Origin of the sequence: Sphingobium nicotianae (assembly GCF_018603885.1) — a bacterium.
Taxonomy (GTDB): Bacteria; Pseudomonadota; Alphaproteobacteria; order Sphingomonadales; family Sphingomonadaceae; genus Sphingobium; species Sphingobium nicotianae.
This window is the reverse complement of the sequence record NZ_JAHGAW010000005.1, coordinates 290,769-304,209: the sequence shown is the minus strand read 5'-3', so window position 1 is coordinate 304,209 and position 13,441 is coordinate 290,769. Positions and strand designations below refer to the sequence as shown.

Genomic DNA, 13,441 nt, shown 5'->3' with positions numbered 1-13,441 from the left:
TTTACCCGCTTTTACCCGATGCAACCATCGAGGCACTCGAGTTCTTGCATTCAGGATGATGTCAAGCCGACAGTAAGGAATCCGCCTTTGCCGCTGCGAGCGTGCCATCATGATTGCTCGGCTCAATGGAATTAGGTCAGATCGCGCGTTAACCTCGCGTCGCAATCCTATAACCGTCGGAACCTTCAGGAGACCATTCGGCCCAGCCCTCGAGTAACGCAACGCAGCGGATCCTGTGCCACGCGCGTCGTAAGACCAGTCGCCCGAGCAATGGCGTGCTGCAGGATGGATATCGATGCGCTACCCCCAGTGAGTAGAATTCCACGATCGTGAATATCTCGCGACAATTCCGGTGGTGTTTCATTCAGGACAGCGCGAACAACATCGACGATCGTGGCGGCATGCCGGTCAACGACACCAATGATCTCCTGGGCGCTCACGGCAAGCGCGCCGGGGCCGCCTGAAAGAAGACTGTACCCCTTCAATTGGAGATCTTTTGGGTGGGAATGATCATCCGCCATCCATTCGGCGACCTCGAGCTTCACCCGTTCAGCGGTCTCTGCTCCGATCCGGAATTTGTGTTTGGAATGAACATGGTCCGCAATGGCTTGATTCAACGCTTGCCCACCCGCGCGCACCGAACGTTTCAGACAAAGAGCACCGAGCGATAAGACCACGACCTCGGTCGTGCCGGCTCCGCATTCGATCAGCATCGAGCCTTCTGCCCCGTCCATCGGCACGTCAGCACCGAACGCGGCCGCCAGGGGCTCAGGTACAAGTTGAACCACCCGAACTCCAGCATCCTGCGCCGTCGTGATAAGCGCTTTTTGCTCGGCATCGGTGGCATCTGCCGGTACGCCCAGTATCGCGCGCGGTGAACGCAGGTGCCGCCGGCCAATACCAGTCCGAAGCGCATGACGGAGCAACTCACGGCCCGCGTCGATATCGTTCAGAACGCCGCGCACCAGTGGCCGCACGATATGAAGCGAACCCGACGTGCGGTCCACCATGCGAGTGACCTCACTGCCAGCGGCCACGAGATCGGGTCGGCCGGTCTCGTCGCGGAAGCAACATAATGACGGTTCCTCGAAGACGACCCCGGAGCCTCGCAGGAATATACGGGTATTGGCTGTTCCGAAATCAATCGCGATCTCAGCGTCAGCCCGGCTGGTGAAAAAAGCTTGGATTTGATGCATCCCACGACGATAGCAAAGTTTGGACATGTTGTATGCACAAACGGGGCATCGAACCGTGACGCCGGGCCGCACCGGGCAGGCGGTGGAGTTCACGGGCCTCCACGCTCCAGCGAATCTCAGGCACTCGTCACAATGTTCTCATCCCGGCGTTCGAACATTATTTTGTCGATCAAACGATCACGGGCAACGTCTCGAACTGGTGATAAGGTGGGGGACTCGACAAGGTCCACTCCAGCGTGTTCGCACCTTCCCCCCAGGGGTTGTCGCCGGCCACCGGCCCGCGAAACAGCGACCAGATGACGTTCGCGAAGAAGAAGACCATACCGAACGCCGCAACCGCGTAGCCGAGCGAAGCAACGTGATTCCAGGTGTAGTAGGCGTCGGGATAGTCCGGGACGCGACGTTGCATGCCGCTGACTCCGAGGAAATGCATTGGGAAGAACAGGATGTTGACCCCGATGAAGAAGGTCCAAAAATGCAGCTTGCCGAGCAACTCAGAATACATGCGGCCGGTCATTTTCGGGAACCAGTAATAAAAGCCGGCGAATAGCGAGAAGACCGCGCCGAGACTGAGCACATAGTGGAAGTGCGCGATCACATAATAGGTGTCCTGAAGCTCGTCGTCGATGCCGCCATTGGCCAGCACGACGCCGGTCACACCGCCAATCGTGAACATGAAGATGAAACCGAGCGCCCAGAGCATTGGTGTGCGGAAGGTCATAGACCCGCCCCACATGGTCGCGATCCAGGAAAATATCTTTATCCCTGTCGGCACTGCGATCACCATCGAGGCCGCGGAGAAGTATAGCTTCACGTTGAGCGATAGGCCGACCGTGAACATGTGGTGAGCCCAGACAAGAAATCCGATAATCGCGATCGCGACCATAGCATAGGCCATGCCTAGATAACCGAAGATTGGTTTACGGCTAAAGGTCGAGATCACTTGGCTGATGATGCCAAAGCCAGGCAGGATCATGATGTAAACCTCCGGGTGACCGAAGAACCAAAACAGATGCTGATAGAGCTCGGGATCGCCGCCGCCGGTGGGATCGAAGAACGTGGTATGGAAGTTGCGATCGGTAAGCAGCATGGTGATGGCCGCCGCGAGCACCGGAAGGGCGAACAGCAGCATGAAGGCGGTGACCAAGACCGACCAGCAGAACAACGGCATCTTGTGCAGCGTCATGCCTGGCGCGCGCATGTTCAAGATCGTGGTAATCAAGTTGATCGCGCCCAGGATGGACGAGACGCCGGCGAGATGTATCGACAAGATTACCATGTCGACAGCTGGACCGGGCGAACCGGTAGTCGAAAGCGGAGCATAGAGCGTCCACCCGGTCCCGGCGCCGTCACCCGAGCCTCCCGGCACGAATGCGGAGCCGACAAACAGGACAAATGACGGTACCAACAGCCAGAAGCTGATATTGTTCATGCGTGGGAACGCCATGTCCGGCGCGCCGATCATGATCGGCACGAACCAGTTGCCGAATCCGCCCACCATCGCCGGCATGATGGCGAAAAAGATCATGATGAGGCCGTGCGCAGTCACCAGCACGTTCCAGAGATGAAGCGCCTGAGCCATGTTGTCCGTACCGGCCCACATGGGCAGATACTGGATGCCGGGCTCGGCCAGCTCGAGCCGCATCATGCCTGAGATCGCAGCTCCGATAATGCCGGCGCAGATCGCAAAGATGAGATAGAGTGTACCGATATCCTTATGATTGGTCGACATGAACCAACGTATGAAGAATGACGGTTTGTGATCGTGGTCCCGCTCTGCGCGCGCGCTCTGGAATGGGTTTGCCGCCACTACCTCTTCGGCCATCGTCATCTCCATATTTCTCCGGGGAGACGAACGATCATCCATGCGTCACGGCGCAGGCACGCAACGCCGTGACAGCGATCAGCGCACCGATCACCGTGTCTTCATGCAAAAATCGGGATCGTCTTTCCTAACGCCCGGATAGCATCCGGAGACCATCCAAAAAAGATCATGTTTCCTCTCGGTTCCAGCAACTTTATTGGTTCCATCTTGCCAGAAGCCCGTGGAGCGCCGCCAGCAGCTCTGTACGGGAGCAGTCCCGAAATAGGCACATCCGCTTCAAGGACGCAGCACATGAGTGATGGTTCATTATTCATGTCGAGACTGCCGCCGCCGCACGCAAGCCAATGCGTATCCGGTCCATCACGCCCGGATCGGCCTGGGTCGAATGGACAACATAGGCCGAGTAGGAAAATTCCGGGCTATCCGGAACAACCGCCAGCCGACCTTCTTCGAGATAGGAACGGATAAAGCCCTTGCGAAAATAGCCGCATCCCCCGGTTGCGAGGATATAGTCGAGCGCGAGCGGCCCATAGCTAATCGACACCACCGCGTTGGGCTGGTCCGGGAAGGCAGCCTGGTAGCTGGCCGCAAAATCCTCGCCCCAGTCGACCTGCACATGATCCTCAGGCGCGAGAGGACGGTTTGCAGGTGTTGTACGCACGAACACGAGCTTTTCCTCGAACAGCAGTTCGGCGATCATGCCTGGCCTGCTCGGTGCCGCATAGAGGATGGCCACGTCCAGTGATCCATCCTGCACCCGAGCCATCAGTCGCTCGGATGTGTCGATTTGCGTGCTGACTGCAATGTCTGGACATTCGCGGCGCATCCAAAGCAGCCAATGACGTAGCAATGGACTCCACAGGCTGAGCTCTGCGCCTACCGTAACGACGGTGTCTCGTCCTGGCGGTAGGGCTATTGCCCGGCGGGCTCTGTCCCAAACCTGCACGAGCGTCGTCGCAAAGCGAAGAAACTGTTGCCCCTCCGGCGTCAGCCGAGCGCCGGCCTTGTTGCGGATAAAGACCGGGCGGTCGAGTTGCTCCTCCAACACCTTGATCCGGGCGCTCACTGCCGTCTGGGTCAGGTTGAGATTGTTAGCGGCGGCCACGAAGCTGCCGGTCTTCACGACTTCGAGGAACGTGCGCGCGACGACGATATCCATCCAGAACATTCTCGCATATCAAAGTACAATTATATTCGCTTGCTTGATGGATACTAAAGCAGGAAAGATGGCCGGGCAAGGAGAGACCATCATGGTCCGACATAGGCTATCAGACTGCGCGCCCGTTGAGGTGACACGTCCGGTGCGAACGGCATGAAGCCGATCGAACCATTTCGGCCGGCGCGTCCATCGCCGATCGTTCGGCGAGTTCATGCGATTGCAGCTACGCTTGCCATCGTTGCCGTGAGCGCGGGACTCTATGCGCTCGACGAAGCCGGCGTGATCGGCCAGGGGCTTATGGTTTGGGCGGCCATCATTCTCGTTCCCCTTACAACTTGTTTGACCATTGCTCTCGAATGGAGGTCGCTGAACCTGTTGGCGCGCGACAAGGCTCCTCGGCGGGAGCCGATCGATATCGTGAAGCTCTTCCAGGAGGACCTCGGCCAGATCCTAGCAAACAGGGGGTCGCATGCCGACGATGTAGACCATCGAACCCCGTGAGTGCGGGCGGCCTTTCGCTGTGAGGCGAGATCGGCTCAATCATCGTAAGAGCGGACCCGACCGTGCGGTGACGGCGGTCATTGCGTTCATAATTATTCGGATCATCATTTGGTTCATGATGCAATTCGAGATTATCGGCGCAGCGGATGCAGATGCCGTGTTCTTTGGCGCTCTGGTGGTGGCTTTCATCACGATTGCCCTGTTCATTCCATCACGCGCTCGATGATAATATCAAACAAATTCGCTTTAAGTGGAAATATCATTCATTTGCTTGTCGATTGATTGACGATCACATTGCGACGCCAAATTGCCAAGGAGCCTCCATGACCATTCAGCTTGGGCAGATAGCCCCCGACTTCGAGCAGGACAGCACCCACGGACCCATTCGGTTTCACGAATGGCTCGGAGCGAGTTGGGGCGTCCTTTTCAGCCACCCCAAGGACTTCACGCCGGTATGCACGACCGAACTGGGGGAAGTCGCGCACTTACGCCCGGAATGGGACAAGCGTAATGTGAAAACTATTGGGCTCTCGATCGATCCGCTCGAAGCCCACTGTATCTGGGAAGAGGATATTGCGGAGACCCAGGGCAAAGCTGTGGATTTTCCCATGTTGGCTGATCCGGATGCCTCCGTTTCGAAGCTCTACGGCATGATTCATCCCGAAAGCGATCCGAACGTTACCGTACGCTCGGTCTTCGTTATCGATCCCGCTAAAAAGGTGCGCCTGATCCTCACCTACCCGCCCAGCACCGGCCGCAATTTCCAGGAAATCCTCCGCGCGATCGACAGCCTTCAATTGACCGATACGCGCGCGATTGCGACGCCCGTTAACTGGGCACAGGGCGATCCGGTGGTCATTTCCCCCAGGCTTTCAGACGAGGAAGCCTCGCGCCTGTTTCCGCAGGGCTTCAGGACGCTCAAACCCTATCTGCGCCTCGTGGATCTCGAAGCCGTGGAATAACGGGTCCAGGCTCGGAAAAGGACCGAACGTCGGCAGCGGGCTCGCTTGCCACACACCCCACAGCGGGCCGGCCAGAAAATTGACTTGTTCCGACGTTGAGACAGGTTTGACCCATGGAAGACACCTCAGGCGCCTTGGTCTCGGCACCTCCCTCGCCTGACGTTCTGACGATGCACGCCAACGTCGACTTCATCGATGAGACGAACGGCCCGCAGAGCGAGATCCAGCTTGTCTATCCTCGCGAAGAGGACATAGCAGCCGGTCACTTCTCGACCCTGATGCCTGTCGGCGCTGGTCTCATCGGCCGCCGCGAAGGTTAGTCCGTCCTCCGGCCGGACGATGATGACCACCAGCGCCATCTGATCATCGCCAAAGTTTTCAACCGGCCGTTGAGAACCGGAAGCCATGGTGAACAGCCTGACCGGACGTCAGGTCCGTCAGATCAAACCGTGACTTCCAGCAACGGCGCCCAGGAGCGTGATCACCGCCAGGAGGAGAAGGATGCGATGCATCCGTTCCAATCGGTCAAAGTCAGCGATGGGATTGGTCGACTCTTCCATGTGACGATGGAGAAACAAAGGTTCGATCACGAACAGCATCATGATGAAGATCGCCCATAGTGCGACCATGGCGTGCATCCACCAGAAGTGCGGATCCGCGAAGCGACTCCATAGCGAGGCGCGGTGAACCATCCAGAAGCCACTGGCGCCGGCAAGCAGGACCCAGATGCGAGCCTGCGGCGCGAAGCGCCTCTCGAATTCTTGAAATGCAGCTAGGCGCCGCGCAGGTAACCGGCCGTGCCGGACGTAGGGTGTGACCACGGTCGTGACGAAAGCAAGACCGCCGATCCACATGAGGACAGCCAGAACATGTATCGCGCGCGCAACGATAAAATCGTCCATGACCAGACCTCTCAAACGCCTTGAATCACGAATTTCCAGCAATCGACCATGTCAGATCTCCGGCGGACCATGGTAGAATTCCACTCGCATCTTCATTGGTCCCAAGGGCTCCACAAAATGTGGTTGCCCCGGTAGCAACAGCCCCGGTGTCACGGAATCGAGGACGATCTCTGATTGTGGATCGAGATAGACGAGCCGCAGACTGCCTTCGATGATCCGGACAAGTCCCCACACGCCCTCCTTCGTGTTGTGGCGTTGCCGAAGGGCCGAGGGCAGACTGTCCTGATCAAAGACCGGTGTCGATCGATAGGGTTCAATGGCCAATTGACGTCTCCTAGGCGAGCGGCGTCAGAGCCGGAAGAACATGCCGAGCTGCAAGCTCTCGGCGATACGGGAAGCCTTAAACTGAATGATGCGGGCGGCGTCCTGGTCCATTACTTCGCTGGTCGTCAGTTGCCAGAGCGCGAGCCAGCGGTCGAAAAGTTCGGGCGTAATCCGGTCGCGATGCTTAATATGCGCTGCCAAGGGATTACCCTTGTATCGGCCGCTTGTGAGCATCACCGAGGACCAAAAGGCTGTTAGCTTGTCCAGATGCTCCGGCCAATCCTGGATGGCATCGTTGAAGATCGGTCCAAGCTGCTCGTCTTCCCGTACGCGAGCATAAAACCGCTCGACCAGTTCGCGCAGGCTCCGCTCGTCCACGCGATCGACTTGATCATGCATGGCCTCCTCCTTCAAATATGCATTTAAATTGCATGTATAAGAACATTACAAAAGATACAACTGCTATCGGCCACTTGCGCGACACGCGAGCATCGATCGGCCGCAAGAATTTTTAGCGCCCTTCCAACAACCTCGTTATTCGGAAGCACAGGCAGCGAGGCGTTGACGATGCGGGTCGTCTGCGCGATCGAGTCTAGCCCGCGCACCGGGCACGGTCATTTCGCGCAAAGGTTCTGATGGCCGGGAGCCTCCGCCCGTTCATCCCTTCTGCCTCGATGACCCAGCTGATCGCGCCCCGCAGAAAACTGAATCAATGAACGTGACGTCCCCGGGCCGAGGTTTATCGCCCCTCGCTCCATCGTCTCGGACGTCCAACGCCGAAGAGCGCATTCCCATAGCGGACACTCGTTCAGTGCCAAGCGCCACTCGCCAAGGCGACTTCAGCGGCTGCGCGCGCGCTCCGCCTCGACGCCGATACGTCGCGCCTTCAATAGATCGTGACGTGACAGAATACCGATCACTCGGCTGGTGCTCGGGTCGACGATCGGAATGCGCCCGACGCCCGTCTCGACCATGAGATCGGCTACCACGCCAACCGGAGCTTGTGGCGCGGCAAAAGGCTGTGAGGCATCGGAAACGACGTCCGACAAGGCGGAGTCTCGCGGTGCGTTCTCAACTTGCCAGCGCAGCACGTCTGATCTTGATACCAATCCGAGCAACCGCCCGTCGTCATTGGTCACCGGATAGCTGCGGTGCTTGGCGGTGCTTCCGAAGAAGGCGATTGTCTCGCCAATGGTCGTCGATCCTGACAACATCTCCGGTTTGGCAGTCATGATCTGCCCGGCCTGCAGGAAATCGAACGGATCGACGCTATATTCCTGGAGGATATGCCGGCCGCGTCGCGAGATCTTTTCGGTCAGGATCGAGCGGCGCATGATAAGCACGCTGACCGCATAGGCGCATACAGAGGCGGCGAATGCGGCGGGCAGGCTGTCGAAATGACCCGTCAATTCAGCCGCGAACACTGCGCCAGTCAAAGGCGCCCGCATGGCTCCACTCAAGATGCCAGCCATGCCCAGCATGGCGCAGAAGCCGGGATTGGCGCCGACCGCCAGGCCCACTAAGGAAGCGCAGGCGCCGCCCAAGATCAGCAACGGCGCCAGAACACCGCCTGATGTGCCGGAACCCAGAGCGACCAGCCAGACAACTGCTTTGACGACAAACAGAGCGAAGACAACCCGGGTCGCGAGCGATCCATTGAGCAGATCCTGGATACTCTGATAGCCCGCCCCGAGCACATGTGCGTCGATGAGCCCGCCGACACCGACGACGATGGCGCCTAGCGCTGGCCACCACATCCAGTGGATCGGCAACCGGTGAAATTGATCCTCGATGCGGTAGAGTAACGTCGACAGCAGAACGGCTTCGAGACCGACGAGCAGCCCGATGCCAGCCGCGCCCACCATGACCAACCAACCGGTGACCGGCACGCCGTGAAAGGGAAACAATGGCCCGCTTCCGACGAGCAGGGGGCGCCAGGCCAGAGACACGAGCGCGGCGACGACCACCGGTACGAAGCTGCGCGGTTTCCACTCGAACAGCAACACTTCCACCGCGAGCAGAATTGCAGCGACGGGCGTCCCGAAAATCGCCGTCATACCGGCAGCTGCGCCTGCGACGAGCAGCGTCTTGCGCTCCGCAGCGCTTAGATGGAAGCACTGGGCGAAGAGCGATCCGATCGCTCCGCCGGTCATAATGATCGGCCCCTCAGCACCGAACGGGCCTCCACTGCCGATCGAGATGGCAGATGAGAGGGGTTTGAGGAACGCAACTTTGGGGGACAGGCGGCTTTCACCATACAGAATGGCCTCGATCGCCTCTGGTATTCCATGGCCACGAATCTTGTCCGATCCGAAGCGAGCCATCAGGCCAATGATCAGGCTGCCGATCACCGGAATGATGGCGACACCGAATCCGATCGAACTGTCAGTGATGAGTGCCGGGCTGGCGGAGAATCTGCCGAACCAGAAGATATTGGTCGCTATCGCGATGAGCTTGAGCAATGCCCAGGCCCCGAAAGCGCCGCCCGTGCCAACGAACAAAGAGGCTGCGATCAGAAACAGCATGCGCCGATCGGCGCTATGATCAGCGAGTTCGTGAGCATGAGGCTGGGATGCAATTGCGGTCATGATGCCTTTCCGATGAATCCGCGGCGGATTATATCGCAATGTGATATTTATCAACGGGATTAGGAGCAATCATGAACCAGATGCCTGTTACTGATGCCGACTACGCAATCCTCGCGGACTTTCGTCACACCTTGCGACTGTTTATGGCATTCAGCGAGAGCAGGGCCGCTGCAGCGGGCCTGACGGCTCAGCAACATCAGGCATTGCTCGCAATCCGCGCCGCTCGACCCGGCGCGGCGACGATTGGCTATGTGGCCGAGCGGCTCATTCTCAAGCCGCACAGCGCCAGCGGCCTCATCCACCGGCTTGAGGCGCTAGGGCTTCTTATGCGTCGTTCTTCGGTCGACGACCGGCGACAATCGCTTCTTGAACTGACGGCGAAGGCGGAGATGATCCTTGCTGACCTATCAGCAACGCATCGCGAAGAGTTAAGGCGCCTGCGTCCTCTACTGACAGCATTGCTGGATCGCGCGGGAGAATAGACAGCAAATTTCGGGTCGGTCGTCTGCTTCAATTCGGTCGTTCGCGAGCCGAGCCCGACATCATGGTACTGGCCATTCGTTCAGGCTCGGATTCGCCGTGTTTGAGCGAGGAGTTCTGATCGCTGTGTAAAATCGAAGATAAAACGGCTATTTCGACGGCAATACCAGTTCGCGATATTCGCGGAACGAACAATAATAACGCTGCCTGACTGACTGCCATTGCCCTACGGTAACCCAAAGGAAGGAAAGCGGAGCTCTGTGAAGCTGGCGATGTGCAGCGTCATCGGAAAGACGCGCGACTGCGATACGCATCTGTTGGTGTGCCGTGCGACACTATCTTAGAGAGCAGGAGAGCGCCGTGGCCGACTATACTTCCCAATTCTCGATTCGCCGTCTGTGGATCATCCTCTGCGTTGGCATGGTGGTGATGTTCGGCGCGCTGCTCTTCTTCGGGGCGCAAATCTATCATTCGAAGCCGCCGATGCCGGGCGCGGTGCGATCCGCTTCCGGTCACATTCTTTACACCGGCGAGGAAATCCAGCGCGGGCAGAGCGTGTGGCAATCGACCGGGGGAATGCAGCAAGGCTCAATCTGGGGTCATGGCGGGTATGTCGCGCCCGACTGGAGCGCTGACTGGCTACACCGCGAGGCGATCGCGCTGCGGGACAGCATCGCCGCTACCGAGTTCAACGCATTGCCCGAACCCGATCAGGCGCGCATCGGCGCTATCCTCAAGCACGAGATGCGCACCAACAGCTATGATCCGAAGACCGCGTTAATCACCGTGAGCGATCAGCGTGCTGCCGCCATTGTGGCGACAGCTGCGCATTACGAGGATCTCTTCACCAATCGCACACCAGCCGACCAGCATCTGCGCGAACTCTATGCCATGCCGCAGCACGCGGTCCTGACCAGGGATGAGGCGCATGCGCTGGGCGGCTTCATCTTCTGGACTGCGTGGGCGACTGCAGCGGAACGGCCGGGCGAGAAGATCAGCTACACCAGCAACTGGCCGCACGAGCCGCTGGTGGGCAATGTGCCCACAGGAGCGATCTTCCTCTGGACTTTCCTCTCGATTTTCGTGCTGCTCGGCGCGGTCGGCACTTTGGTGTGGTATTATGCGCGTGAATTCGACGTCTGGCGCGGCGACATCGAACCGATCGAAGGCTTTGCTCAGACCGACCTGCTGCGCGCGGTTACGGTTACGCCGTCGATGCGCGCGACCGCGAAATATTTCTTCGTTGTCACTGCAATGCTGCTCGCGCAGGTGCTGCTAGGGATTGTCACCGCGCATTACGCGGTCGAGGGCCAGGGTCTTTACGGCCTGCCGATGACGGAATATTTCCCCTATGCGCTCACGCGCACCTGGCACACGCAGCTGGCGGTGCTGTGGATCGCCACAGCATGGCTGGCGACCGGGCTATATGTCGCACCGCTGCTCGGCGGGCGCGAGCCCAGGTTCCAGCGGCTGGGCGTCAACTTCCTGTTCGTCAGCCTGCTCATGATCGTTATCGGTTCGTTCGCCGGCGAGTGGGCGGCGATCGATCGCCGGATGGGCACCGGCGCGGTCAATTTCTGGTTCGGCCATCAGGGCTATGAATATCTCGACCTCGGCCGTTTCTGGCAGATATATCTGTTCGTTGGGCTGTTGCTCTGGACGCTGCTGGTGCTGCGCGGACTCTGGCCTGCACTCAAAGAGAAGGGCGGCAGGTCGCTCGTCTTCCTCGTCGTTATCGCAACGGTCTCTATCGGACTGCTGTTCGGAACGGGGCTGCTTTACGGCGAGCATACGCACATCTCGATAATGGAATATTGGCGCTGGTGGGTCGTCCACCTGTGGGTCGAGGGCATTTTTGAGGTATTCGCGACAGCGATCGTCTCGGCGCTTTTCGTTAAGATGGGTCTGGTGCGGGTGTCGGTGGCGGCAACCTCCGTGCTGTTCGCGACGGTCATCTTCCTGTTCGGCGGCGTGCTCGGCACCTTCCACCACCTCTATTTCAGCGGTACTCCGACCGTGGTGATCGCGCTCGGCGCAATCTTCTCCGCGCTCGAGGTGGTGCCGCTCGTGGTGGTCGGGTTCGAGGCATATAATCGCGCCAAGGTCGAGCATCAGCATGACTGGCAGACAGCCTACCGCTGGCCGTTCGCCTTTTTTGCGAGCGTGCTGGTGTGGAACATGGTCGGCGCGGGAATGTTCGGCTTTTTCATCAATCCGCCGTTGGCGCTCTACTACATGCAGGGGCTCAACACGACCGCTACGCACGCCCATGCCGCGCTTTTCGGTGTGTACGGGATGCTCGGGCTCGGGCTCACGCTGTTCTGCATGCGCGGTCTTTCGGACCCAGCGCGCTGGAGCGACAAGCTGCTCAAGTCGTCGTTCTGGTGTCTTAACATCGGCCTTGCGATGATGCTGTTCTTCTCGCTGTTCCCGCAAGGACTGTACCAAGCCTACCAGAGCTACACGCACGGCTATGCCTATGCCCGCAGCGCTGAGGTCATCCACGGTCCGGTGATGCAGGCTTTGGTCTGGGCCCGCGTCCCAGGCGATGTAGTGTTCGCGACCGGTGTCGTCGCCTTCGCAATCTTCATGGTGCGCGCATTGTTCACGCGCGATCGACGCGGCGACGCCAACGGCACCCCTGCCCCGGCCACCCTGCCGCTCGCAGGTGCATGATGGAGCAGTTCACTTGAGACATGCCGTCATGGAAGGCACATGACGACGCGAGGTGAACGCACGCTCGCGCTTCGGCGAGCACGGATGGGGGCGGCGCACTCTTTCCTCCGTGGTGGCTTCAGGCCCTTTTTTTATCGGCCCCATCTGGGCCGTCATCGCCTTGTTGCTCTGGCTCTTGGCTGCAGGTGGCGACCTGACGCGTCCTTCCGCCTTCCCTCCCTTGATCTGGCATCGGCATGAAATGCTGTTCGGCTTCGCGGGTGCCGTCATCGCCGGCTTCCGTTTCCAGCGAGTCCCGCGTTGGTGTTAGCCAAGCTAGTCGGCCGTTTGGGCAGTCAAAGTCTCTCTATCACGGCTCTGAGTTTTTGGCTGACCGTCTCGGCAGCCTGCGTCAGTGCTGGATTGTCGATGGCCTGCATCGAGGCAACCGGATCGATCGCAGCGACCTCGCATCTACCGTCGCCGGTCTCCTGAACGACCACGTTACAGGGAAGCATCGTGCCGACCTTGTCCTCAAGCGACAGTGCTTCATGAGCCAGGGCCGGGTTGCATGCGCCCAGTATCCGGTATTTGCGGAAGTCGATGCCGAGCTTGTCCTTGAACGTCTTTGTCACGTCGATTTCTGTGATGATGCCGAAACCCTCCTGCTTCAAGGCGTCGGTGGTGCGCGCCACAGCGACATTAAAGCCGGCTGCGAGAGTCTTGGCAAAATAGTAAGTCATTTATAGCCTCCAGATAGAGCGCCGAAGTTGGCATGGTCGTAGGCCTACACTGGCGGCCTGACTGTCAGGGAATGCCCGTAGAGCCTTCGGCACACTGCGGGAGGGA

14 protein-coding genes are annotated in these 13,441 nt (G+C 59.1%); 6 read left to right on the top strand and 8 right to left on the bottom strand.

Annotated elements, in window-relative coordinates; all coding sequences use genetic code 11:
* Window positions 1-185: 185 nt before the first annotated feature.
* The 3 genes from KK488_RS09535 to KK488_RS09525 form a co-directional block, all read right to left on the bottom strand.
* Window positions 186-1,196, bottom strand: coding sequence for a rod shape-determining protein (locus KK488_RS09535; protein ID WP_214622917.1), 1,011 nt, complete (start codon window positions 1,194-1,196; stop codon window positions 186-188).
* 169 nt (window positions 1,197-1,365) lie between these two features.
* Window positions 1,366-3,021, bottom strand: a complete 1,656-nt coding sequence (gene ctaD, locus KK488_RS09530; RefSeq protein WP_214622986.1) for a cytochrome c oxidase subunit I — start codon at window positions 3,019-3,021, stop codon at window positions 1,366-1,368.
* A gap of 310 nt (window positions 3,022-3,331) precedes the next feature.
* Entirely contained in the window at window positions 3,332-4,180 is an 849-nt protein-coding gene (locus KK488_RS09525) for a LysR family transcriptional regulator (RefSeq protein ID WP_214622984.1), read from the bottom strand.
* Window positions 4,181-4,333: 153 nt separating this feature from the next.
* Between KK488_RS09525 and KK488_RS09520 the strand changes: the two genes are divergently transcribed.
* From KK488_RS09520 to KK488_RS09510, 3 genes are all read left to right on the top strand, one after another.
* Window positions 4,334-4,681: a hypothetical protein gene (locus KK488_RS09520; RefSeq protein WP_214622916.1), complete on the top strand. Its 348-nt coding sequence runs from the start codon at window positions 4,334-4,336 to the stop codon at window positions 4,679-4,681.
* 323 nt (window positions 4,682-5,004) lie between these two features.
* Window positions 5,005-5,643: a peroxiredoxin gene (locus tag KK488_RS09515; protein WP_214622915.1), complete on the top strand. Its 639-nt coding sequence runs from the start codon at window positions 5,005-5,007 to the stop codon at window positions 5,641-5,643.
* A 113-nt stretch (window positions 5,644-5,756) separates the two neighbouring features.
* Window positions 5,757-5,963, top strand: coding sequence for a GreA/GreB family elongation factor (locus KK488_RS09510; RefSeq protein ID WP_214622914.1), 207 nt, complete (start codon window positions 5,757-5,759; stop codon window positions 5,961-5,963).
* 117 nt (window positions 5,964-6,080) lie between these two features.
* Here the strand turns inward: KK488_RS09510 and KK488_RS09505 are convergent, their stop codons facing one another.
* The 4 genes from KK488_RS09505 to KK488_RS09490 all read right to left on the bottom strand — a co-directional run bounded on the left by KK488_RS09505 (window position 6,081) and on the right by KK488_RS09490 (window position 9,394).
* Complete coding sequence (locus KK488_RS09505) at window positions 6,081-6,545, bottom strand: hypothetical protein (protein ID WP_214622913.1); 465 nt, start codon at window positions 6,543-6,545, stop codon at window positions 6,081-6,083.
* Window positions 6,546-6,596: 51 nt separating this feature from the next.
* Window positions 6,597-6,869 (bottom strand): TehB family protein, encoded by a 273-nt coding sequence (locus KK488_RS09500; protein ID WP_214622912.1) that lies wholly within the window; start codon window positions 6,867-6,869, stop codon window positions 6,597-6,599.
* 24 nt (window positions 6,870-6,893) lie between these two features.
* Window positions 6,894-7,268, bottom strand: a complete 375-nt coding sequence (locus KK488_RS09495; RefSeq protein ID WP_214622911.1) for a group III truncated hemoglobin — start codon at window positions 7,266-7,268, stop codon at window positions 6,894-6,896.
* 440 nt (window positions 7,269-7,708) lie between these two features.
* Entirely contained in the window at window positions 7,709-9,394 is a 1,686-nt protein-coding gene (locus KK488_RS09490) for a chloride channel protein (protein WP_214622910.1), read from the bottom strand.
* A 134-nt stretch (window positions 9,395-9,528) separates the two neighbouring features.
* Here KK488_RS09490 and KK488_RS09485 point away from each other — a divergent pair, with 134 nt between their 5' ends.
* The 3 genes from KK488_RS09485 (at window position 9,529) to KK488_RS21795 (ending at window position 12,923) form a co-directional block, all read left to right on the top strand.
* Complete coding sequence (locus KK488_RS09485) at window positions 9,529-9,939, top strand: MarR family winged helix-turn-helix transcriptional regulator (RefSeq protein WP_250890218.1); 411 nt, start codon at window positions 9,529-9,531, stop codon at window positions 9,937-9,939.
* Between the two features lie 358 nt (window positions 9,940-10,297).
* Complete coding sequence (locus tag KK488_RS09480; RefSeq protein WP_214622909.1) at window positions 10,298-12,613, top strand: nitric-oxide reductase large subunit; 2,316 nt, start codon at window positions 10,298-10,300, stop codon at window positions 12,611-12,613.
* 52 nt (window positions 12,614-12,665) lie between these two features.
* Window positions 12,666-12,923, top strand: coding sequence for an NnrS family protein (locus KK488_RS21795; protein ID WP_214622908.1), 258 nt, complete (start codon window positions 12,666-12,668; stop codon window positions 12,921-12,923).
* Window positions 12,924-12,948: 25 nt separating this feature from the next.
* Here the strand turns inward: KK488_RS21795 and KK488_RS09470 are convergent, their stop codons facing one another.
* Window positions 12,949-13,335 carry a DUF302 domain-containing protein gene (locus KK488_RS09470; RefSeq protein WP_214622907.1) on the bottom strand — a complete coding sequence of 129 codons (387 nt, stop codon included), beginning with the start codon at window positions 13,333-13,335 and terminating at the stop codon, window positions 12,949-12,951.
* Window positions 13,336-13,441: the final 106 nt, after the last annotated feature.

Bases quoted from the DNA above. Each gene is read 5' to 3' on its own strand.
- KK488_RS09535 (WP_214622917.1), bottom strand. From the start codon at position 1,196: ATGCATCAAATCCAAGCTTTTTTCACCAGCCGGGCTGACGCTGAGATC.
- ctaD (WP_214622986.1), bottom strand. From the start codon at position 3,021: ATGGCCGAAGAGGTAGTGGCGGCAAACCCATTCCAGAGCGCGCGCGCA.
- KK488_RS09525 (WP_214622984.1), bottom strand. From the start codon at position 4,180: ATGGATATCGTCGTCGCGCGCACGTTCCTCGAAGTCGTGAAGACCGGC.
- KK488_RS09520 (WP_214622916.1), top strand. From the start codon at position 4,334: ATGAAGCCGATCGAACCATTTCGGCCGGCGCGTCCATCGCCGATCGTT.
- KK488_RS09515 (WP_214622915.1), top strand. From the start codon at position 5,005: ATGACCATTCAGCTTGGGCAGATAGCCCCCGACTTCGAGCAGGACAGC.
- KK488_RS09510 (WP_214622914.1), top strand. From the start codon at position 5,757: ATGGAAGACACCTCAGGCGCCTTGGTCTCGGCACCTCCCTCGCCTGAC.
- KK488_RS09505 (WP_214622913.1), bottom strand. From the start codon at position 6,545: ATGGACGATTTTATCGTTGCGCGCGCGATACATGTTCTGGCTGTCCTC.
- KK488_RS09495 (WP_214622911.1), bottom strand. From the start codon at position 7,268: ATGCATGATCAAGTCGATCGCGTGGACGAGCGGAGCCTGCGCGAACTG.
- KK488_RS09490 (WP_214622910.1), bottom strand. From the start codon at position 9,394: ATGCTGTTTCTGATCGCAGCCTCTTTGTTCGTTGGCACGGGCGGCGCT.
- KK488_RS09485 (WP_250890218.1), top strand. From the start codon at position 9,529: ATGAACCAGATGCCTGTTACTGATGCCGACTACGCAATCCTCGCGGAC.
- KK488_RS09470 (WP_214622907.1), bottom strand. From the start codon at position 13,335: ATGACTTACTATTTTGCCAAGACTCTCGCAGCCGGCTTTAATGTCGCT.